This is a genomic window from Pseudomonas sp. 1912-s (assembly GCF_029269205.1).
Classification (GTDB): Bacteria; Pseudomonadota; Gammaproteobacteria; order Pseudomonadales; family Pseudomonadaceae; genus Aquipseudomonas.
In genome coordinates this window covers 43,934-64,731 of sequence record NZ_JARIXR010000031.1, presented here as the reverse complement: position 1 = coordinate 64,731, position 20,798 = coordinate 43,934, and the positions used below count along the sequence as shown (strand labels likewise).

The 20,798-nt window shown below is 62.1% G+C and carries 19 protein-coding genes; 13 read left to right on the top strand and 6 right to left on the bottom strand.

All coding sequences use genetic code 11. The features are described 5' to 3' along the window. Positions 1–147: 147 nt before the first annotated feature. Positions 148–2,994, bottom strand: a complete 2,847-nt coding sequence (rapA, locus tag P3C29_RS27675; RefSeq protein WP_275965936.1) for an RNA polymerase-associated protein RapA — start codon at positions 2,992–2,994, stop codon at positions 148–150. A gap of 218 nt (positions 2,995–3,212) precedes the next feature. On the opposite strand from rapA, the gene P3C29_RS27670 reads away from it, so the two are divergent. Continuing rightward, on the top strand, positions 3,213–3,554 hold the full coding sequence (locus tag P3C29_RS27670) for a hypothetical protein (protein WP_010176684.1): 342 nt from the start codon (positions 3,213–3,215) through the stop codon (positions 3,552–3,554). On the opposite strand, the gene P3C29_RS27665 is transcribed toward P3C29_RS27670, so the two are convergent. From P3C29_RS27665 to P3C29_RS27655, 3 genes are all read right to left on the bottom strand, one after another. Then, complete coding sequence (locus P3C29_RS27665; protein ID WP_201121957.1) at positions 3,551–4,738, bottom strand: aminotransferase class V-fold PLP-dependent enzyme; 1,188 nt, start codon at positions 4,736–4,738, stop codon at positions 3,551–3,553. The genes P3C29_RS27670 and P3C29_RS27665 overlap by 4 nt on opposite strands. 5 nt (positions 4,739–4,743) lie before the next feature. Beyond that, positions 4,744–5,214, bottom strand: a complete 471-nt coding sequence (locus P3C29_RS27660; RefSeq protein ID WP_275965935.1) for a RidA family protein — start codon at positions 5,212–5,214, stop codon at positions 4,744–4,746. A gap of 88 nt (positions 5,215–5,302) precedes the next feature. After that, positions 5,303–6,175 carry a LysR substrate-binding domain-containing protein gene (locus tag P3C29_RS27655; protein ID WP_275965934.1) on the bottom strand — a complete coding sequence of 291 codons (873 nt, stop codon included), beginning with the start codon at positions 6,173–6,175 and terminating at the stop codon, positions 5,303–5,305. 133 nt (positions 6,176–6,308) lie between these two features. Between P3C29_RS27655 and P3C29_RS27650 the strand changes: the two genes are divergently transcribed. Further along, entirely contained in the window at positions 6,309–6,470 is a 162-nt protein-coding gene (locus P3C29_RS27650; protein WP_177091307.1) for a hypothetical protein, read from the top strand. Positions 6,471–6,613: 143 nt separating this feature from the next. Beyond that, complete coding sequence (gene ccoM, locus P3C29_RS27645; RefSeq protein WP_010176679.1) at positions 6,614–6,730, top strand: cytochrome c oxidase subunit CcoM; 117 nt, start codon at positions 6,614–6,616, stop codon at positions 6,728–6,730. 965 nt (positions 6,731–7,695) lie between these two features. Here ccoM and P3C29_RS27640 read toward each other — a convergent pair. Next, on the bottom strand, positions 7,696–9,171 hold the full coding sequence (locus P3C29_RS27640) for an inorganic phosphate transporter (RefSeq protein ID WP_003219836.1): 1,476 nt from the start codon (positions 9,169–9,171) through the stop codon (positions 7,696–7,698). 311 nt (positions 9,172–9,482) lie between these two features. Further along, on the bottom strand, positions 9,483–9,683 hold the full coding sequence (locus P3C29_RS27635) for a hypothetical protein (protein WP_201121955.1): 201 nt from the start codon (positions 9,681–9,683) through the stop codon (positions 9,483–9,485). A 622-nt stretch (positions 9,684–10,305) separates the two neighbouring features. Between P3C29_RS27635 and pcaR the strand changes: the two genes are divergently transcribed. The 10 genes from pcaR (at position 10,306) to pcaD (ending at position 20,622) form a co-directional block, all read left to right on the top strand. Then, the gene (gene pcaR, locus P3C29_RS27630) at positions 10,306–11,148 is read left to right on the top strand and encodes a pca regulon transcriptional regulator PcaR (RefSeq protein WP_003219833.1); all 843 of its coding nucleotides are present in this window, start codon (positions 10,306–10,308) and stop codon (positions 11,146–11,148) included. A gap of 148 nt (positions 11,149–11,296) precedes the next feature. After that, positions 11,297–12,643: an MFS transporter gene (locus tag P3C29_RS27625; protein WP_010176678.1), complete on the top strand. Its 1,347-nt coding sequence runs from the start codon at positions 11,297–11,299 to the stop codon at positions 12,641–12,643. A 147-nt stretch (positions 12,644–12,790) separates the two neighbouring features. Continuing rightward, positions 12,791–13,648, top strand: a complete 858-nt coding sequence (locus P3C29_RS27620) for a CoA transferase subunit A (protein WP_003219830.1) — start codon at positions 12,791–12,793, stop codon at positions 13,646–13,648. Continuing rightward, a complete protein-coding gene (locus P3C29_RS27615) occupies positions 13,645–14,427 on the top strand; it encodes a CoA-transferase subunit beta (protein WP_201121953.1) in 783 nt (260 codons plus the stop codon). The genes P3C29_RS27620 and P3C29_RS27615 overlap by 4 nt, the downstream gene beginning before the upstream one ends. Beyond that, positions 14,424–15,629 (top strand): 3-oxoadipyl-CoA thiolase, encoded by a 1,206-nt coding sequence (gene pcaF / locus P3C29_RS27610; protein WP_275965938.1) that lies wholly within the window; start codon positions 14,424–14,426, stop codon positions 15,627–15,629. Before P3C29_RS27615 ends, pcaF begins: the two co-directional genes overlap by 4 nt. A 28-nt stretch (positions 15,630–15,657) precedes the next feature. Beyond that, positions 15,658–16,362 carry a protocatechuate 3,4-dioxygenase subunit beta gene (pcaH, locus tag P3C29_RS27605; protein ID WP_201121536.1) on the top strand — a complete coding sequence of 235 codons (705 nt, stop codon included), beginning with the start codon at positions 15,658–15,660 and terminating at the stop codon, positions 16,360–16,362. A gap of 1 nt (position 16,363) precedes the next feature. Next, positions 16,364–16,930, top strand: coding sequence for a protocatechuate 3,4-dioxygenase subunit alpha (gene pcaG / locus P3C29_RS27600; protein WP_010176674.1), 567 nt, complete (start codon positions 16,364–16,366; stop codon positions 16,928–16,930). Positions 16,931–17,110: 180 nt separating this feature from the next. Further along, the gene (locus P3C29_RS27595) at positions 17,111–18,406 is read left to right on the top strand and encodes an MFS family transporter (RefSeq protein WP_010176673.1); all 1,296 of its coding nucleotides are present in this window, start codon (positions 17,111–17,113) and stop codon (positions 18,404–18,406) included. Positions 18,407–18,455: 49 nt separating this feature from the next. Further along, positions 18,456–19,820: a 3-carboxy-cis,cis-muconate cycloisomerase gene (locus P3C29_RS27590; RefSeq protein ID WP_275965933.1), complete on the top strand. Its 1,365-nt coding sequence runs from the start codon at positions 18,456–18,458 to the stop codon at positions 19,818–19,820. Positions 19,821–19,830: 10 nt separating this feature from the next. After that, on the top strand, positions 19,831–20,622 hold the full coding sequence (gene pcaD / locus P3C29_RS27585; protein ID WP_201121532.1) for a 3-oxoadipate enol-lactonase: 792 nt from the start codon (positions 19,831–19,833) through the stop codon (positions 20,620–20,622). The last annotated feature ends 176 nt before the right edge of the window (positions 20,623–20,798 follow it).

Genomic DNA, 20,798 nt, shown 5'->3' with positions numbered 1-20,798 from the left:
GTTGACCGAGTTGTTGCTGATGTACACCGTCAATGTGGGAGCCGGGCTTGCCCGCGATGAGGGCATCAAGGTTACCGATGAAACCCAGTGAATAAAAAAGGCCCGCATTGCGCGGGCCTTTTTGTTTGGCAGGGTAGGGCGGCGAGGTTAGCCCGCGACCAACACCCGAATCGCTTCCAGTCGCAGCGCCGCCTTGTCGAGCATGGCCAGGCCTTGCTCGCGCTGTTGGCGCAGGGCAACCAGTTCGCTGTCACGTACGGTCGGGTTGACCGCTTGCAACGCGGTCAGGCGCGCCAGTTCTTCATCGGTATCCGCCGCCAGACGGCGCTTCGCCTCGGCCACACGCTCGGCATGACGCGGGGCGATCTTCTCTTCGCCGGCGTTGATCCGTGGCGTCAGCTGGTCGCGCTGGGCCTGCACGAACTTGTTGGCGCTGGCCCGTGGCACGCTTTCGAGCTGGTCGTTCAAGGTCAGGAACGAGACGCGGCCCGACAAGTCATTGCCGTTGGCATCCAGCAGGCAACGCAACGCGGCCGGTGGCAGGTAGCGGCCCAGTTGCAGCGAGCGCGGGGCAACCACTTCGCTGACGTAGAGCAGCTCCAGCAACACGGTGCCGGGCTTCAGCGCCTTGTTCTTGATCAATGCCACGGCGGTGTTGCCCATGGAACCGGACAGCACCAGGTCCATGCCGCCCTGCACCATCGGGTGTTCCCAGGTGATGAACTGCATGTCTTCACGCGACAGCGCCTGGTTGCGATCGTAGGTGATGGTCACACCTTCGTCGTCGCCAAGGGGGAAGCTGGCGTCGAGCATTTTTTCGCTGGGCTTGAGGATCAGCGCGTTTTCCGAATGGTCTTCGCTGTCGATGCCGAAGGCGTCGAACAGGGTTTCCATGTAGATCGGCAGGGTGAACTGGTCGTCTTGCTCAAGGATGTCTTCCACCAGCGCATCACCTTCGCCCGCGCCGCCGGAGTTGAGCTCCAGCAGGCGGTCGCGGCCGGTGTGCAGCTCGGCTTCGAGGCGCTCGCGTTCGGTGCGGGCTTCGTCGATCAGCGCTTGCCACTCGCCGTCGTCGGCGTTTTCCAGCAGCGGCAGCAGGCGTGGGCCGAACTGATGCTGCAAGGCGTTGCCGGTCGGGCAGGTGTTGAGGAACGCGTTCAGCGCTTCGTGGTACCACTGGAACAGCCGCTCTTGCGGGCTGGTTTCGAGGTACGGCACGTGCAGTTCGATCACATGCTTCTGGCCGATCCGGTCCAGACGCCCGATCCGCTGTTCCAGCAGGTCCGGGTGGGACGGCAGGTCGAACAGCACCAGGTGGTGGGAGAACTGGAAGTTGCGGCCTTCACTGCCGATTTCCGAGCAGATCAGCACCTGGGCGCCAAACTCTTCGTCAGCAAAGTACGCAGCAGCACGGTCGCGCTCTAGGATGTTCATGCCTTCGTGGAACACCGTGGCCGGGATGCCGGAGCGCACGCGCAGGGCGTCTTCCAGGTCCATGGCGGTTTCGGCGTGGGCACAGATCACCAGCACTTTGGTGCGCTTGAGCATCTTCAACTGGTCGATCAGCCACTCGACGCGCGGGTCGAAACGCCACCAGCGTTGTTCTTCATCCACGTCCGGCTGCGACTGGAAGCTGACTTCCGGGTACAGCTCGGCGTGTTCGCCCAGGGGCAGTTCGAGGTATTCGTCCGGGCACGGCAGCGGGTAGGCGTGCAGCTTGCGCTCCGGGAAGCCTTGCACCGCGGCGCGGGTGTTGCGGAACAGCACGCGGCCGGTGCCGTGGCGGTCCAGCAGTTCGCGCACCAGGCGGGCGCTGGCTTCGGCGTCGCCATCGTTGACGGCGGTCAGCAGGGCTTCGCCTTCGTTGCCGAGGAAACCCTGGATGGTCTTGTGGGCGGCGGGCGACAGGCGGCCCTTGTCCAGCAGCTCCTGAACGGCTTCGGCCACCGGGCGATAGTTTTCGCTCTCGGCGCGGAAGGCGTGCAGGTCGTGGAAACGGTTCGGGTCCAGCAGGCGCAGGCGCGCGAAGTGGCTGTCCTGGCCCAGTTGCTCAGGGGTTGCGGTGAGCAGCAGGACGCCGGGAATCACTTCGGCCAATTGTTCGACCAGCGAGTACTCGGGGCTGGCTTTCTCTTCGTGCCAGACCAGGTGGTGAGCTTCGTCGACTACCAGCAAATCCCAGCCGGCAGCGAACAGCGCGTCCTGGGCTTTCTCGTCGTCCACCAGCCATTCCAGGGCCACCAGCGCGAGCTGGGTGTCTTCGAACGGGTTGGCGGCATCGCTTTCGATAAAGCGTTCTTCGTCGAACAGCGCGACTTGCAGGTTGAAGCGGCGGCGCATTTCCACCAGCCATTGGTGCTGGAGGTTTTCCGGGACCAGGATCAGCACACGGCTGGCGCGCCCCGACAGCAACTGGCGATGGATCACCAGGCCGGCTTCGATGGTCTTGCCCAGGCCCACTTCGTCTGCCAGCAGAACCCGTGGCGCGATACGGTCGGCGACTTCACGGGCGATGTGCAGTTGGTGCGCGATAGGTTGCGCACGCACGCCGCCCAGGCCCCAGAGCGAGGACTGCAACTGGCGGCTGGTGTGCTCAAGCGTGTGATAACGCAGGGAGAACCAGGCCAGCGGGTCGATCTGGCCGGCGAACAGACGGTCGCTGGCCAGACGGAACTGAATGAAGTTCGAGAGTTGGGTTTCCGGCAGGGTGACCTGTTCGTTCTGCCCGTTGAGGCCGTGGTAGACCAGCAGGCCGTCGACGTCGTCGACCTCTTGCACGGTCATTTTCCAGCCTTCGAAATGGGTGATGGTGTCACCCGGCGAGAACCTCACGCGAGTGAGGGGCGCATTCCGTAGCGCATACTGGCGGGTGTCGCCAGTGGCCGGATAGAGCACGGTCAACAAGCGGCCGTCCTGTGCCAGAACGGTGCCTAACCCCAGCTCTGCTTCGCTGTCACTAATCCAGCGTTGCCCCGGTTGATACTGCTGCGCCATGCTGCCTGACTCCCGCCGTGAAAAAGCCGACTATCTTAACGGAACAAGGGCCCCAGCCAAAGGACTCTGACAAAAACTACCAAGCTTTACGGGTGGTTCGGGCTGCAATCGACGGGTGGCAAGGCACTTGCGACTGACGACTGAGTCACAACTTGGCACACGCAGCCTCAAGTGGATGCCGCGCCAGCCGACAGCCTGCTGACAGGAGACTGATAATTATGATCCCACCCATGCTGCCCTTGAGTGTTGTGCCGGTCACGTCACAGCTCGATCCGGTGCGCCAGAAGCCGGATATCCCGCCCGTGGTGCCGGTTCAGCCAGGCTCCAACGAAAGCACCATCGACCTGCAAAAACGCGATCCCGAGGAAGCGGCACTGTTGCTGCGCGAAGAACAACGTCGCCAGCAGGAACAGCAAAAGCGCCGCCGCGAAGCCGATGAAGATCCGCAGGAGCACCTGGCTGTGCCCGGTGACGAACTCAACGCCGACAACACCGTGCCGGTGGTGCCGCTGATCGAAGATGCGCCCCGGCAAGGCTTGTGGGTGGACGTCGAGGTTTAATCCCGCAGTTCCCGCAGGGCGGCGATCAGTTGCTCGATGTCTTGCGCCGTATTGAGGTAGCTCACGGAGATTCGCGCCACGCTGTCCAGCTCGCGGGCCTGCATGTCCAGCGGGGTATAGGGCACGCCGTTGGCACCGATGTTGATCCGCTTGAGCCCCAGGCGACGCTTGAGCTCGAAGGCGTCCCAGCCGGCCAGGTTGAAGGCGATCAAGCCGGACTGGTTTCCCGCCGTTCCCAGATCATGCAAGGTGATCCCGTCGACCTGTCGCAGAGCTTCGCGGAGTGTGGCGCTTAGAAGCTGGACCGTCTGGCGGATTCGCTCAACCTCCAATCGATTGACCTCCAGCAACGCATTGCCCAGGCCTGCCAGCAGCGCGAATGACACTTCGCTGGTTTCAAAGCGCCGCGCGTCGTTGCGCAAGTCGAAACCCGCAGGGCTCCAGGGCGCAGAGAACACGTCGCGCTGGGCCGGGTTCAAGCGCTCCAGAAAATCCGGCCGTACATAGAGCAGGGCCGTCCCGCGCGGGCCTCGCAGATGTTTGCGCCCGGCGCCCTTGAGCACATCGCACCCCAGCGCTTGCACATCCACCGGCACCTGGCCGAGGGCTTGGCCGGCGTCGATGAAGTAGGCGATGCCGTGGCGCTTGGCCAACTGGCCAATGGCTTCGGCAGGGTTGATCAAGCCGCTGTTGGCGGGCAGCCAGGTCAGGTCGATCAACCGCACCCGGGCGTCGAGCATGGCTTCCAGGCCGGCCACGGACACGGCGCCGGTTTCATCGCAAGGGATCACCTCCACCCGCGCACCGGCTTGCACCGCCGTCTGCATGCTCGCCAGGTTGCCGCCCCATTCGTGGCGGCCTACCAGAATACGGTCGCCCGGTTGCCACGGGCCCAGCGCCTGGAACGCCATGCTCCAGGCGGTGGAGCCACTGCTGGCAAAGGCAATCGATGACACCGGCGCGTTGAGCAATTGCGCGGCGGCGCGACGGGCTTTTTCCGCCAGCAGCGCACCGTGCTCGCCCGCTTCCATAGGGCCGTCGCGGGCCTCACGTTGTAGCTGGTCAATGATCGCGTCGAGCGTTCCCTGGCTGGGCAGGGACGCACCGGCGTGATTGAAGTGGACGATGCCGGACTGGCAGCCCGGCGTTTCGTCCCGCAGCGCCCGGACTTGCGCCAGGGACAGCGCATTCACGGCTGCAGCTCGAAAATCGCGTCGATCTCCACGGCCACGCCGCCCGGCAAACTGGCGACGCCCACGGCCGTGCGAGCGTGGCGGCCTTTGTCGCCGAGGGCGTTGACCAGCAGGTTCGAGGCACCATTGGCCACCGCGCCCTGGCGCTGGAAATCGCCGCTGCTGGCGATAAACACGCCCAGCCGGATGATGCGCACCAGCCGCGACAGGTCATCGCCCAGGGCATCGCTCAATTGCGCCAGCAGCCCCAGCGCGGCGAGTTCGGCGGCCTTGGCGCCTTCGTCTTCGCTGATGGATTCGCCGAGCCGGCCAATGTACGCAGGCTTGCCGTCCAGCAGCGGGATTTGGCCAGAGATGAACAGTTGGTTCTGGCTGATGACGTAATTGACGTAGTTGGCGATGGGCTGGCTGGGTGTCGGCAGGCTCAGGCCGAGGGCTTGTACGCGTTGCGAGAGGGACTGGCTCATGGTGAATCCTCATGGGAAGAGTCTTCAGCATGGGCGGCGTGGTGTTGGCCGACAAACGGATAGATCTCACTCGACGTATCGAAATAACTCATGCATCGGCGCAGATTTCCAGCAGCCATTCACTGAAGCAGGCGGACGCTTCGCGGGTATCGCCTTGCGGGGCGATCAGCCAGTAGCCGATCTCGCTGTGGTAGGGCGGCCAGTCGAAGGCCTCCACCAATGTGCCGTCCTTCAGCCTGCGCTCGATCAAGCGGTGGCGGCCCATGGCGATGCCCTGGCCGGCGACGGCGGCTTCGACCACGATGTTGTAGTCGTGCAGCAGCGCCTTGGGGTAGTGCTCTACATCCACTTGGTAATGCCGGGACCAGTCGGTCCACTCGAAAGGACGGTGCGAGGTGGCCATCAACAGCGGGCCGTTGGCCAGTTGGCTGGCCTTGAATGCCGGGCTGCACACCGGTGACAGGGTTTCACTCATCAGGCGAGTGGCCTGCACATCGTCCCAGTCGCCTTTGCCGTAGCGAATCGCCAGGTCGACTTCGGCGGCGGCGACGTCTGCCAGTTGAATCGCCGGCACCAGCTCCACCTGGATGTGCGGGTAGCGGCTGAGAAACCCGGCCAGGCGCGGTGCCAGCCACAAAGTGGCGAACGAGGCGAGCAGGCCGATTCGCAGCACGGTGCTGGCGGGCGGTGTTTGTTGCTGGCGGGTCGCGGCGGCGATGGCGTCGAGGGCGGGGCGGATCTGGTCGTAGTAGTGTTGACCGTCTTCGGTCAGATCAATGGCGCGGGTGCGTCGGATAAAGAGTGGCTTGCCCAGGTGTTGTTCGAGCTTTTGCACTTGATGGCTGAGGGCGCTCTGGGTCACCGACAGCTCGGCGGCGGCCTTGATAAAACTCAAATGCCGGGCCACGGCCTCAAAGGCGCGCAGGGCCAGAAGTGGGGGAAGGTCCTTGTGCAGTGCCACGTCGAACGCTCTGTGTGAGGGTTGGGATGGGGGGATTTTGCGGGCAAATGCGCGGGATGACATCGATTTTGTTTACGCGGGATCGGCGCAGGACGCATTATTGAGGCATCCAAGCCATTACGTAAGCCAAGCCATGAGTGACGATGACAAGCTGATTGACCTGAATGCCGAGCGGGCCAAACGGGTGCATGACCTGAATGACAAACGACTGAATGAAGTGCGCCAGGCGTTTGAGCAAGCGATGCCGTTGGGCAAAGGTAAGAAGAAGCCGAAAAACAAACCTAAAAAGCGTTGATATAGCCTGCATCACTTGATGCAGGTCAGTTATTTCCCTTCTTTACGCCCCGTCGCGGGCGACATTGATCCTCGTCAATTTCTTCTTTCGTCTTCTTGGTTAACTTAGCCCTATCGCAACAGGGCAAGTGCAGGAGGCCGGTCATGTTTTTCGATAATGTGGTATTTGCCGGAGTGCTGACGGTTGGCCTCATGGTGATGTTCTTTGTTGGATTTGGAATTTTTATCTGGAAAGACGCTAACAAGCGTAAGAAGCCTTAGGTCTTTTCGGGATACATGAGCACGCAAGGCATTTTGGGCGACTTCGGTCGCCTTTTTTTTGTTTTGTTTTTATTGGGGTTGAGTACATATCCGTTGCTGCGGTAATGGCTGCTTAGGGTTTCGCTCTTACAGCGACTCACTTTGGAAAAGCCCCAAAGTAAGCAAAAGGCTCTGCCCCGCCTGTCGGCACCTCGCTAAAGCTCGGTGTTCCCTCACTCCGGAATTGCTCCGCGGGCCGCCGCGACGGGGCGTCCCTGCCCCGTCGCGGCTAAACCGGCGTCCTGCCGGTTTACCCGCTCCTCAATCCCTGCGTTCGGCCTCGGGCTTATTGGGGCAGTCAGATCAAGATCAAAAGCAAGAGCACAGCGGCCTACAGGCCGGCTTGAGTGGTAGAAGCCAGAGCAAAAGCCAAAGCGAAAACAGAGCTGCTTTTCTGTAGGAGCCGGCTTGCCGGCGAAAAACGTGAGGTCGCCGCGTTCATTCAGGACGCCAGCGTCATCGTTAACGACCATCGCCGGCAAGCCAGCTCCTACAGGGGATCGTGCCCGCTTTAGATTTTGATCTTGCCTTTGCTTCACCACACTCAAGCCGGCCTGTAGGCCGCTGTGCTATTGATCTGCTTTTGATCTTGATCTTAGGCGCCCCGTTAAACCACGCTGGCCGAACGCAGGTAGTACGGAGCGGGTAAACCGGCAGGACGCCGGTTTAGCCGCGACGGGGCAGGGACGCCCCGTCGCGGCGGCCCGCGGAGTACTGCCGGAGCTGAGGGCACACCGAGCCTAGGCGAGGTGCCGAGTGGTGGGGCAAGAGCGTTTTGCTTACTTTTGCGCTGTTCAAAAGTGAGCCGCTGTAAGAGCGGAACCCATATCAGCCATCACCCAAAAAACGGATATACACCCAAACCCCAGCCATAAAAAAAGGCGCAACCCTCACAGGCCGCACCTTCTTCACAAGCATCAGAACTGTCAGCTGCCCAAAGCCTTGGACGCCAACCAGAACAACCCGGCCGAAAGGCCCACAGTCGCCGGCAACGTCAACACCCAAGCCATCAGAATGGTCTTGACGGTGCCACCTTGCAGCCCGCTCTTGTTCGCCACCATGGTCCCCGCCACACCCGAAGACAACACATGGGTCGTGGAAACCGGCAGGCTGAAGATGTTAGCCAGGCCAATCATGCTGGCCGTGGTGATCTGCGCCGACATGCCCTGGGCATAGGTCATGCCTTGCTTGCCGATCTTCTCGCCAATGGTCAACACCACACGCTTCCAGCCCACCATAGTGCCCAGGCCCAAGGCCAACGCTACGGCCAGGATCACCCAGAACGGTGCGTATTCAGTAGTCGCCGTCAGGTCCTTGCGTAACTTGTCCAGGTCGGACTTCTCACGCGCATCCAGGCCAGGCAACTTGCCGACTTTCTTTGCGGTGTCATCCAGGCACAACAGGTAGCGGCGCACTTCAATCCGGTGCTCGGCGGTCAGTGAATGGTAGTCAGAGACACCTTTCAATGTACCCAGCAGGGCGTTGATGGTCGGTTCAGTCTGCTGCGGATTGCACTGGAACTTGCCCGGCAGGTCGTCTTTCACGCTTTTGCCCAAGGCGAGGAACTCACCGAGGGTTTCTTGATTGCGCTGGTAGAACTGATTCAGGTGCAGCGTGGCGTCGCGGGTACGCTCGATCTGGTAAGTGGTGCTGCCCAGGTCCAGCACGAACTGCGCCGGCACAATACCAATCAACACCAGCATGATCAGGCCGATGCCTTTCTGCCCGTCGTTGGAGCCGTGCACAAAGCTCACGGCCATGGCCGAAATCACCAGTACCAGGCGGTTCCAGAACGGTGGGTGCTTTTTGTCGTCGAGCTTGCGGCGCTGGTCCGGCGTCTTGTGCATTTTCGACAGCGGGCGCCACCATTTCAGGCCCAGCAGCACCAGGGCTGCCACCACGAAACCGGCCATGGGCGAGAACACCAGCGAGGCGCCGATATCGATCGCTTTCTGCCAGTTCACGCCGTCAGCCAGGGGAATGTCGTTGATCAGGGCGTTGGCCAGGCCGACACCGAGGATCGAACCGATCAGGGTGTGGGAGCTGGACGCCGGGATCCCGAAATACCAGGTGCCGAGGTTCCAGGTGATCGCCGCTGCCAATAATGAGAAGACCATGGCCAGACCGTGGCCGGTGTTCACATTGATCAGCAGCTCCACCGGCAGCAAGTGCACGATGGCATACGCAACACCGACACCACCGAGCAACACGCCGAGGAAGTTGAACACCCCGGAGAAGAACACGGCCAGATGCGGAGGCATGGCTTTGGTATAGATGACTGTGGCAACCGCGTTAGCGGTGTCATGAAAGCCATTGATGAACTCGAAGGCGAGGACAAAGGCCAGGGCGAGCAACAGGCTCACGAGAACCCAAGCATCCAGTCCGCTGAATAAATCGATCATGAAGGTTTTCTGACCCGGTCGTAAGGGGGCGCGATTATGCCAGAAAACATCGGTAATCAATGCACTAGCTGCTCATCGGTAACATTCTTCAACGAAAAAAAAAGGGGGGCAGGGGCGCATCCCGGTGTTTTCGGGGCTTTGGCAAGTGTTTGATTTATAAGGGAGATAGCGAAAATAGACGGGTTAAACCGCCGAAAGGGAATATCTGAAACAATTGTATGAAATTTCGCTAAGACGGCATGAAGAGGCTTCCCTCCGCCAGTGCGGTACTGGCAGAGAGATGGCACCTTGGGAAGCTCAACCCGAATCGCTTATGGCTCTCCGGCTTTGAGGTCCTGTTCAATCTTTTGGATTTCCTGGGCAAAGGCCTGGTCGAGCAGACTGGCTCGTTTTCGCCATGGCTTGCGTTCAGGTTCTGGCTGGGCGGCGTAGGTGGTGACTTCCCCGCCGTAAACATCCTTGTAACGTTGTTCCTGGCGCTCAAGTTCCGCGCGCAGTTCGTCTTTCGTCACATTGTTACCTAATTGAGTTGAGTTTAATTCCGGTGAAGCGCGATGCCAGAAAGGAAAAAACACTTCTTTATTGCACGCGGCCACGATACCGGAGAAGAACAGCTGTCGTAGCAACAGTTTTCTTTTCACAGCCACAAGCAGTTGGCAGGCATTTGAAATGAGTGTCAGGTACTTGCGGCGCAGCTTGCACAAAGCCAGCGCACGGCTGGGTGAGGTTCGTCCTCGGGGGCTAGACGAGGCTGGCCTCTACACAGGATGCATTATAGCGATGCGTTTGAATAACACTATCGTCATCAAGTTAAAAATCGTCAACTTTGTGTGAGGGTTTTGTTACGCGTGCATGTGGGGTACTTGCTGAACTATTGGCGCCATAAATTGTGCGGCGTTCTACCGGCGGTAAATAACCCGCAACTTCGCTCGTACATCAGTCGATTCCGAAAGTCGGTCAAGTGGGGCGCCGCTGTAGGGTGTGTACCGGTCAGCGGTGACAAATTGCGATTATCGAATGACCGTCCGATAATCGCCCAATGTTGGCAGCCCTGCCTTGTGTATCAATTGCAGGGGGGCTTGTAATAGCGGTCATCCTCCCGCAGCGGTTAAAAATAAGAGAAAGGACCCCCAAATGAACGATCAATTGCGCAACTCCTTCGCATCAGTGGCGCCGCCGATCGTTGCGTCACCCGCCAAGCGTATCCAGGCGTTTACCGGCGATCCGGACTTCATGACCTCCCTGGCCCGCGGGCTGGCCGTGGTGCAGGCATTCCAGGAGCGCAAGCGCCACCTGACCATCGCCCAGATCAGCCATCGTACGGAAATACCCCGCGCCGCCGTGCGACGTTGCCTGCATACCCTGATCAAACTCGGCTACGCCACCACCGACGGGCGCACCTATTCGCTGCTGCCCAAGGTGCTGACCCTCGGCCATGCGTACCTGTCATCCACGCCCCTGGCGGTGTCGGCCCAGCCGTACCTGGACCGCATGAGCGAGCAGCTCCACGAAGCCTGCAACATGGCGACCCTGGAAGGCGATGACATCCTCTACATCGCCCGCTCGGCTACCACCCAGCGCCTGATTTCCGTTGACCTGTCGGTGGGCGGCCGCCTGCCGGCCTATTGCACTTCGATGGGTCGTATCCTGCTGGCGGCGCTGGATGACGCCTCGCTGCAAGATTACCTCGACCACGCCGACCTGCAAACCAAGACCAGCCGCACCCTCACCACGCCGCAAGCGTTGCTCGAATGTTTGCAGGAAGTGCGGCAGCAAGGCTGGTGCATTGTCGACCAGGAACTGGAACAGGGCCTGCGTTCCATCGCCGTGCCGGTGTACGACGCTTCCGGCCAGGTGCTGGCCGCGCTGAACGTCAGCACCCATGCCGGAAGGGTCAGCCGCAGTGAGCTGGAGCAGCGTTTCCTGCCGAGCATGCTCAGCGCCAGCCAGGAGCTGAGTGCCCAGCTGTTTGCCTAAGGTGTTCGGTGACCGCACAGATCCCGGCGGGATGAATTGACGGTGTTTCCCAAGGCTTATTAATGTGCGGCAGCGCTTCATGGCGCCGCCCCAATAATAATGACGACCCAACGTCGTTCGCCCGCCCATCGGTGTGGAAATAAAAATAATGAATCAGCCTTCACCTGCTGTCGGTACTTGCCTGGACGTTCAGTCCTTCATCAACGCCCAGCCGCTGTCGCGGTATCAATGGCGGGTGGTGATCCTGTGTTTTCTCATCGTTTTCCTCGACGGCCTCGACACCGCCGCCATGGGCTTTATCGCCCCGGCGCTGTCCCAGGACTGGGGCATCGACCGCGCCAGCCTCGGCCCGGTGATGAGCGCTGCCCTGATCGGCATGGTGTTTGGCGCCCTCGGCTCCGGCCCGCTGGCCGACCGTTTCGGGCGCAAAGTGGTGCTGGTGGGGGCGGTGCTGGTGTTTGGTGCCTTCAGCCTGGCGTCGGCCTACAGCAGTAACGTCGATCAACTGCTGATCCTGCGCTTCCTCACCGGCCTGGGCCTGGGCGCCGGCATGCCAAACGCCACGACGCTGCTCTCCGAATACACACCGGAACGCCATAAGTCGTTGTTGGTGACCAGCATGTTCTGCGGCTTCAACCTGGGCATGGCCGGTGGCGGGTTTATCTCGGCCAAGTTGATCCCTGCGTTTGGCTGGCACAGCTTGCTGATGATCGGCGGGATTTTGCCGTTGATCCTCGCGGTGGTGTTGCTGGTGTGGCTGCCGGAGTCGGCGCGTTACCTGGTGGTGCGCAATCGGGGCACCGACAAGGTGCGCAAGACCCTTGCGCCGATCGAGCCGGGCATTGTCGCCCAGGCCTCAAGCTTCAGCGTCCCGGAACAAAAAACCGTCAAGGCGCGCAACGTATTCGCAGTGATCTTCTCCGGCACCTACAGCGCCGGCACCTTGCTGCTGTGGCTGACTTACTTCATGGGCCTGGTGATTGTTTACCTGTTGACCAGTTGGCTGCCGACCCTGATGCGCGACAGCGGCGCCAGCATGGAACAGGCCGCGTTTATCGGTGCGCTGTTCCAGTTTGGCGGCGTATTGAGCGCGGTCGGCGTGGGCTGGGCGATGGACCGGTTCAATCCCCACAAGGTCATCGGCACGTTCTACCTGCTGGCCGGGGTGTTTGCCTACGCGGTGGGGCAGAGCCTGGGCAATATCACGCTGCTGGCGACCCTGGTGCTGATCGCCGGGATGTGCGTCAACGGTGCACAGTCGGCGATGCCGTCGTTGGCCGCACGTTTCTACCCGACCCAGGGCCGCGCCACCGGCGTGTCGTGGATGCTCGGCATCGGCCGCTTTGGCGCGATCCTCGGCGCATGGATGGGCGCGACCTTGCTGGGCCTGGGCTGGAACTTCGAACAGGTGCTGACGGCTCTGGTGATTCCAGCGGCTCTGGCCACCACGGCGGTGGTCATCAAGGGCATGGTCAGCCACGCGGATGCCACCTGAAACCGACCGATAGCAAGACAACAATCCGTTCGATAATCGAACACTCAGTCGATTATCGGATTGTTTGGCCACAACCCCCGGCTTAATCTTCAAACACTTCGGCGCTGCCTCCAGCGCCTTTTTCGATCGATACCGGGAGCCCACCCCATGGCTGAAATTCTTTCGCTGGCTGATGCGGTAAAGCAGTTCGTGAATGACGGCGACACCGTTGCACTCGAAGGCTTTACTCACCTGATCCCTACGGCGGCAGGTCATGAAATCATTCGTCAGGGCAAGAAAGACCTGACGCTGGTGCGCATGACCCCCGACCTGATCTACGACCAGTTGATCGGCGCCGGCTGTGCACGCAAATTGATTTTCTCGTGGGGCGGCAACCCGGGTGTGGGCTCCCTGCATCGCCTGCGGGACGCCGTTGAAAAACAATGGCCGCAACCGCTGGAGATCGAAGAGCACAGCCACGCCGACCTGGCCAATGCCTACGTCGCCGGCGCCTCCGGCCTGCCGTTCGCGGTGCTGCGCGCCTACGCCGGCTCCGACCTGCCCAAGGTCAACCCGCTGATCAAGACCGTGACGTGCCCGTTCACCGGTGAAGTGCTGGCAGCCGTGCCGTCGGTGCGCCCGGACATCACCGTGATCCACGCCCAAAAGGCTGACCGCAAGGGCAACGTGCTGCTGTGGGGCATCCTCGGGGTGCAGAAGGAAGCGGCCCTGGCGGCCAAGCGCTGCATCGTCACCGTCGAAGAAATTGTCGATGACCTGAATGCACCGATGAACGCTTGTGTTCTGCCAACCTGGGCCCTGACTGCCGTGTGCCACGTGCCCGGCGGCGCGCATCCGTCCTACGCCCACGGTTACACAGAGCGGGACAACCGTTTCTATCAGGCCTGGGACCCGATCGCCCGGGACCGTGAGACGTTTACCGCGTGGATCAACGAATACATCCACGGCACCGCCAATTTCAGTGAATTCCAGGCCAAGCTGGCCACCGCGCAGGAGGCCAAATAATGGCTTACTCCACCAACGAAATGATGACCGTCGCCGCCGCGCGCCGCCTGAAGAACGGCTCGGTGTGCTTTGTCGGCATCGGCCTGCCCTCCAAGGCTGCCAACCTGGCACGCCTGACGTCGTCGCCTGATGTGGTGCTGATCTACGAGTCCGGCCCGATTGGCGCCAAACCGTCGGTGCTGCCGCTGTCCATCGGTGACGGCGAACTGGCGGAAACCGCCGACACCGTGGTGCCGACCGGTGAGATTTTTCGCTACTGGCTGCAGGGCGGGCGCATTGACGTCGGCTTCCTCGGTGCGGCCCAGGTCGACCGTTTCGGCAACATCAACACCACCGTGGTCGGTGATTATCACCAGCCCAAAGTGCGCCTGCCGGGTGCCGGTGGCGCGCCGGAGATCGCCGGTTCTGCCAAGAGCGTGCTGATCATCCTCAAGCAGTCGGCCCGTTCGTTTGTCGACAAGCTGGATTTCATCACTTCGGTGGGCCACGGCGAAGGCGGCGACTCGCGCAAACGCCTGGGTCTGCCAGGCGCCGGTCCCGTAGGGATTATTACCGACCTGTGCATCATGGAACCGGAGGAGGGCAGCCACGAGTTTGTCGTCACCGCCCTGCACCCCGGCGTGACCCGTGAGCAAGTGGTGGCCGCCACCGGTTGGGCGATTCGTTTTGCCGACCAGGTCACCACCAGCGCCGCACCGACCGACATTGAACTGACCGCCCTGCGCGACCTTGAAGCACGCACCGCTGCCGCCCACGGCCAAGCCCCCGGAGAAGCCTGATGCGCGACGTATTTATCTGTGACGCCATTCGTACCCCCATCGGCCGTTTTGGCGGTGGCTTGTCCACCGTCCGCGCCGATGACCTGGCGGCATTGCCGATCAAGGCTTTGATGGAACGCAACCCGTCGGTGGACTGGAACGCGGTGGACGAAGTGTTCCTCGGCTGCGCCAACCAGGCCGGCGAAGACAACCGCAACGTGGCGCGCATGGCGGCGCTGCTGGCCGGCCTGCCGGAGAGCATTCCCGGCGTCACCCTGAACCGCCTGTGCGCTTCGGGCATGGACGCCATCGGCACGGCCTTCCGCGCCATCGCCAGTGGCGAGATGGAACTGGCAATTGCCGGTGGCGTCGAGTCGATGTCCCGTGCGCCGTTCGTCATGGGCAAGGCGGATGCGGCGTTCTCGCGCAACATGAAGCTGGAAGACACCACCATCGGCTGGCGCTTCATCAACCCGTTGATGAAGGCCCAGTACGGCGTCGACCCGATGCCGCAAACCGCTGACAACGTGGCCGACGACTATAAAGTCTCCCGCGCCGACCAGGACGCCTTCGCCCTGCGCAGCCAGCAACGTACTGCCGCAGCACAGGCCGCCGGCTTCTTCGCTGAAGAAATCGTGCCGGTGCGCGTCGCCCACAAAAAAGGCGAGACCGTGGTCGAGCACGACGAGCATCCTCGGGCCGACACCACCCTGGAAGCCCTGGCCAAACTCAAGCCGGTTAACGGTCCGGACAAGACCGTCACCGCAGGCAACGCCTCGGGCGTCAACGACGGTGCCGCAGCGCTGATCCTGGCCTCCGCTGAAGCCGTCAAAAAACACGGCCTGACCGCTCGCGCTCGTGTGCTGGGCATGGCCAGCGCGGGTGTGGCGCCGCGTGTGATGGGCATCGGCCCGGTGCCGGCCGTGCGCAAACTGGTGGAGCGCCTGGCCCTGGCGGTGACCGATTTTGATGTGATCGAACTCAACGAAGCCTTCGCCAGCCAGGGCCTGGCCGTGCTGCGCGAACTGGGGATTGCCGACGATGCACCTCAGGTCAACCCGAACGGCGGCGCGATTGCCCTCGGCCATCCGCTGGGCATGAGCGGCGCGCGCCTGGTACTGACCGCCCTGCATCAACTGGAAAAAACCGGCGGCAGCAAAGGCCTGGCGACCATGTGTGTTGGTGTTGGCCAGGGTTTGGCCCTGGCGATCGAACGCGTTTGAGCCCCACGAGAATAAAGAGGATTGCTCCATGAGTGACAAGCCCGGATACCGGCGCCCGCAAGCGGGTACTCAGCCTGATTACCTGCACCCGGCCTACCAGTCGACGAACCTGCGTTCGCCGTCCAGGCCGTTGGTGTTCCTGCCCCATTCCCTGTCGGAAATCACCGGCCCGACCATCGGCGCCGAGCGGATCAACGAGAAGGACAGCGACCTGACTGCCCAGCACGAAGGCGAGCCCCAGGGCGAGCGCATCATCATTCACGGGCGCGTGCTGGATGAAAACGGCTTGCCCGTGCCCGGCATCCTCGTGGAAATCTGGCAGGCCAATGCCGCCGGCCGCTACAACCACAAGCGCGACCAGCACGACGCACCGCTGGACCCGAACTTCACCGGTACCGGGCGCACCGTCACCGACGCCGATGGCTGGTACCAGTTCCAGACCATCAAGCCCGGCGCCTACCCGTGGGGCAACCACCACAACGCCTGGCGCCCGGCGCACATTCACTTCTCGCTGTTTGGCCCGAGTGTGCTGACGCGGTTGGTGACGCAGATGTATTTCCCCGGCGACCCGTTGCTGGCCTACGACCCGATCTATAACTGCGTCCCGGACACGTCCGCCAAGGAACGCCTGATCGCCTCGTTCGATCTGGAAAAAACCATTCCGCACTATGCCCTCGGCTACCGCTGGGACATCGTCCTGCGCGGCCGCGACGCCACGCCGATGGAGAAATGAGATGAGCCTCAACGCGACTACTTCCCACACCGTCGGGCCGTATTACCACATCGGCCTGACCTGGCTGAACCGCGAAGACCTGACCGTAGCCGAGACCCTCGGTGAGCGCGTGGCGATCACCGGGCAGGTGGTGGATGGCAACGGCGATGTGGTCAACGACGCCATGCTGGAAGTCTGGCAGGCCAATGCGGCCGGCAAGTACGACCATCCCGAGGATGAGCAGGACAAACCGGTGGACCCCAACTTCGAAGGCTTCGGCCGGGTGCCGGTGGATGCGGAAGGGCGGTTTCGCTTTACCACCATCAAGCCGGGCAGCGTGCCGGGGTTGAAGGGCACGACCCAGGCGCCGCACCTGGTGGTGCTGGTGTTTGCCCGTGGGTTGGTGAAGCACCTGCTGACGCGGATTTACTTTGACGGTGAGGCGCTGAATGAGGATGACGCGCTGCTGGCGTGTGTGCCGCAGGAGCGGCGGCGCACGTTGATCGCCAAGGCGGATGCAGCGGGTGTGTATCAGTGGAATGTGATTTTGCAGGGCACAGACGAAGAGACGGTGTTCTTCGATTACTGAGTTGGCTGGGGATCTATCGCAGGCAAGCCAGCTCCCACAGGGGGATGCATTCCAAATGTGGGAGCGGGCTTGCTCGCGATGAGGCCGGCACAGGCAACAAATATCCAAAAGTCTGCTTGCGGAACATGGTTGTTGCAAAGTATGTCTAGGCTATAACCGTTCCCACTGAGTGAAAAAAACATGACAACAAAAACGAGTCACTACACCGGAGAAGAACGCAGCAAAAGGATTTTTGCGATTGTCGGTGCCTCCTCCGGCAACCTCGTCGAATGGTTCGACTTCTACGTCTATGCCTTCTGCGCCATCTATTTCGCCCCGGCGTTTTTCCCGTCGGACGACCCCACCGTGCAATTGCTCAACACCGCAGGCGTGTTCGCTGCCGGCTTCCTGATGCGCCCCATCGGCGGCTGGCTGTTCGGCCGGGTGGCGGATAAACACGGTCGCAAGAATTCCATGATGATCTCGGTGCTGATGATGTGCGCCGGTTCCCTGGTCATCGCCTTTTTGCCCACCTACAAAGACATCGGCGCCTGGGCCCCGGCCTTGCTGCTGGTCGCCCGGCTGTTCCAGGGCCTGTCGGTAGGCGGCGAATACGGCACCACCGCCACCTACATGAGTGAAGTCGCCCTCAAGGGCCAGCGCGGGTTCTTCGCCTCGTTCCAGTACGTGACGCTGATTGGCGGGCAACTGCTGGCGGTGTTGGTGGTGGTGATCCTGCAACAGATCCTCACCGAAGAAGAACTGCGGGCCTGGGGCTGGCGGATTCCGTTTGTAATCGGCGCCATTGCCGCGGTGATCTCGCTGTTGCTGCGTCGCACCCTGAAAGAAACCACCAGCAAGGAAATGCGTGAAGACAAGGACGCCGGCAGCATTGCCGCGTTGTTCCGCGATCACAAGGCGGCGTTTATCACCGTGCTTGGCTACACCGCCGGCGGTTCGCTGATTTTCTACACGTTCACCACCTACATGCAGAAGTACCTGGTGAACACCGCCGGGATGCACGCCAAGACGGCCAGCTACATCATGACCGGCGCGCTGTTCTTCTACATGTGCATGCAGCCGGTATTCGGCATGCTGGCGGACAAGATCGGCCGGCGTAATTCGATGCTGTGGTTCGGCGCCCTGGGCACGCTGTTCACCGTGCCGATCCTGCTGACCCTTAAAACCGTCAGCAGCCCGTTCCTGGCCTTTGTGCTGATCACCCTGGCCCTGGCCATCGTGAGTTTCTACACCTCCATCAGCGGCCTGGTGAAAGCTGAAATGTTCCCGCCGCAAGTGCGTGCGCTGGGCGTGGGCCTGGCGTATGCGGTGGCGAACGCGATCTTCGGTGGTTCGGCGGAGTACGTGGCCCTGGGCCTTAAGTCTTTGGGCATGGAAAACACCTTCTACTGGTACGTCACGGCGATGATGGCGGTGGCGTTCCTGTTCAGCTTGCGCCTGCCCAAAGAGGCGGCGTACTTGCACCACGATCTGTAACCGGCTGGCGCATGCCCGTTGCCGGGTATGCGCCACCTAGGGATGTTCTATGACGATGCGCACGAGCAACCAACTGTTCGACGCCTATTTCACCGCCAACCGCATGGCCGAAGTGTTCTGCGACCAGGGGCGCTTGCAGGGCATGCTGGACTTCGAAGCGGCCCTGGCGCGGGCCGAGGCTCAGGTGGGGTTGATCCCGCAAGCCGCCGTCGCGCCGATTGCCCAGGCCTGCCTGGCTTCTCTCTACGACGTTGATGCCCTTGGTGAGGCGATCGCCACCGCGGGCAACTCCGCGATTCCGTTGGTCAAGGCCCTCGGCAAGTTGATCGCCAGCGAAGACGCCGGCGCCGAACGTTATGTGCATCTGGGCGCTACCAGCCAGGATGTGATGGACACTGGGCTGGTGCTGCAACTGCGCAGCGCGGTCGAGCTGATCGAGCATGACCTGGCGCGGCTGGGTGACATCCTTGCCGCGCAGGCTCAACGTTATGCAGCAACCCCCTTGGCGGGTCGGACCTGGCTGCAGCACGCAACGCCGGTCACGCTGGGCATGAAAATCGCCGGCTGGCTCGGTGCAGTCAGCCGCAGTCGGCAACGCCTCAGCGAACTCAAGCCGCGCCTGCTGGTGCTGCAATTTGGCGGTGCTTCCGGAACCCTGGCGGCCCTCGGCGAACAGGCGATGCCGGTGGCGCAAGCCCTGGCCGCCGAGTTGCAACTGGGCCTGCCGGAACAACCCTGGCACACACAGCGCGACCGCCTGGTGGAGTTTGCCTCGGTGCTTGGCCTGATCGCCGGCAGCCTCGGCAAACTGGGCCGCGACATCAGCCTGTTGATGCAGACCGAAGCGGCGGAAGTGTTCGAGCCGTCGGCGCCCGGCAAAGGCGGTTCTTCGACCATGCCCCACAAGCGCAACCCGGTGGGCGCCGCCGTGCTGATCAGCGCCGCGACCCGCGTGCCGGGCCTGGTGGCGACGATGTTCAGCGCCATGCCTCAGGAGCACGAGCGCAGCCTGGGCCTGTGGCACGCCGAATGGGAAACCCTGCCGGAGATTTGCCGGCTGGTGTCCGGTGCATTGCATCAGGCGCTGTTGGTCAGCGCAGGCCTGGAAGTCGACCCCGAGCGCATGGCACAGAATCTCGACCTGACCCAGGGCCTGGTCCTGGCTGAAGCGGTCAGCATCGTCCTCGCCCAACGGCTGGGCCGCGAAACCGCGCACCATCTGCTGGAACAATGTTGCAAACGCGCCGTCGCCGACGGGCGCCACCTGCGGGCGGTGCTGGGTGATGAACCGCAAGTGACGGCCGAGCTCTCGGCCGCCGAACTCGATCGCCTGCTGGACCCGGCGCACTACCTGGGCCAGGCACACACCTGGGTTACCCGGGCCGTTGCCGAACATTTTGCATTGACTGCCTGAGGAGGCTGCTGTGGGATTTGTACAACTCGCCGATGGCGAACTGAACTACCAACTCGATGGCCCCGAAGACGCACCGGTGCTGGTGCTGTCCAACTCCCTGGGCACCGACCTGCACATGTGGGACATCCAGATCGAGGCGTTCACGAAGTACTTCCGGGTGCTGCGCTTCGATACCCGTGGCCACGGCAAATCCCTGGTGACCGAAGGCCCCTACAGCATCGAGCAGTTGGGCCGTGACGTGTTGGCGTTGCTGGATGCATTGCAGATCGAACGCGCGCATTTTTGCGGGTTGTCCATGGGCGGCCTGATCGGCCAGTGGCTGGGTATTCATGCGGGCGAGCGTTTGCGTCGGCTGGTGGTGTGCAACACCGCCGCGAAAATCGGCACGCCGGAGATCTGGAACCCGCGCATCGAGATGGTCCTGCGGGACGGCGCGGCAGCGATGGTTGCCCTGCGTGATGCGTCGATCGCACGCTGGTTCACCGCCGACTTCGCCGAGGCCCACCCTGATCAAGCCACGCTGATCACCGACATGCTGGCGGCGACCAATCCCCAGGGGTATGCCGCCAATTGCGCGGCGGTGCGCGATGCGGATTTCCGTGAGCAACTGGTGTCGATCAAGGTGCCGACCCTGGTGATTGCGGGCAGTGAAGATGCGGTTACGCCGCCGGCCGGTGGGCACTTTATCCAGGAACACGTGAAGGGCGCCGAGTACGCCGAGTTCTACGCCGCGCACCTGTCCAACGTACAGGCCGGGGCCGCGTTCAGCGACCGCGTACTGGAATTTCTGTTAGCCCGCTGAGTTTCGCTGAACCCTGTGGCGAGGGAGCTTGCTCCCGTTGGGCTGCGTAGCAGCCCCTAAGCAGCCGCAACTCAACTATTTGTATAACCCTGCAGCGGCCTCACTGGGGCCGCTGCGCGACCCAACGGGAGCAAGCTCCCTCGCCACAGGTATGTGCCTGTCGTCACCGTTGTATG

What these genes read in the sequence shown, in the direction of transcription:
- pcaG (WP_010176674.1), top strand. Translation starts at nt 16,364, where the DNA reads ATGAGCCTCAACGCGACTACTTCCCACACCGTCGGGCCGTATTACCAC.
- P3C29_RS27670 (WP_010176684.1), top strand. Translation starts at nt 3,213, where the DNA reads ATGATCCCACCCATGCTGCCCTTGAGTGTTGTGCCGGTCACGTCACAG.
- ccoM (WP_010176679.1), top strand. Translation starts at nt 6,614, where the DNA reads ATGTTTTTCGATAATGTGGTATTTGCCGGAGTGCTGACGGTTGGCCTC.
- P3C29_RS27620 (WP_003219830.1), top strand. Translation starts at nt 12,791, where the DNA reads ATGGCTGAAATTCTTTCGCTGGCTGATGCGGTAAAGCAGTTCGTGAAT.
- P3C29_RS27650 (WP_177091307.1), top strand. Translation starts at nt 6,309, where the DNA reads ATGAGTGACGATGACAAGCTGATTGACCTGAATGCCGAGCGGGCCAAA.
- P3C29_RS27640 (WP_003219836.1), bottom strand. Translation starts at nt 9,171, where the DNA reads ATGATCGATTTATTCAGCGGACTGGATGCTTGGGTTCTCGTGAGCCTG.
- P3C29_RS27595 (WP_010176673.1), top strand. Translation starts at nt 17,111, where the DNA reads ATGACAACAAAAACGAGTCACTACACCGGAGAAGAACGCAGCAAAAGG.
- P3C29_RS27660 (WP_275965935.1), bottom strand. Translation starts at nt 5,214, where the DNA reads ATGAGCCAGTCCCTCTCGCAACGCGTACAAGCCCTCGGCCTGAGCCTG.
- pcaH (WP_201121536.1), top strand. Translation starts at nt 15,658, where the DNA reads ATGAGTGACAAGCCCGGATACCGGCGCCCGCAAGCGGGTACTCAGCCT.
- rapA (WP_275965936.1), bottom strand. Translation starts at nt 2,994, where the DNA reads ATGGCGCAGCAGTATCAACCGGGGCAACGCTGGATTAGTGACAGCGAA.
- P3C29_RS27590 (WP_275965933.1), top strand. Translation starts at nt 18,456, where the DNA reads ATGACGATGCGCACGAGCAACCAACTGTTCGACGCCTATTTCACCGCC.
- pcaR (WP_003219833.1), top strand. Translation starts at nt 10,306, where the DNA reads ATGAACGATCAATTGCGCAACTCCTTCGCATCAGTGGCGCCGCCGATC.
- P3C29_RS27625 (WP_010176678.1), top strand. Translation starts at nt 11,297, where the DNA reads ATGAATCAGCCTTCACCTGCTGTCGGTACTTGCCTGGACGTTCAGTCC.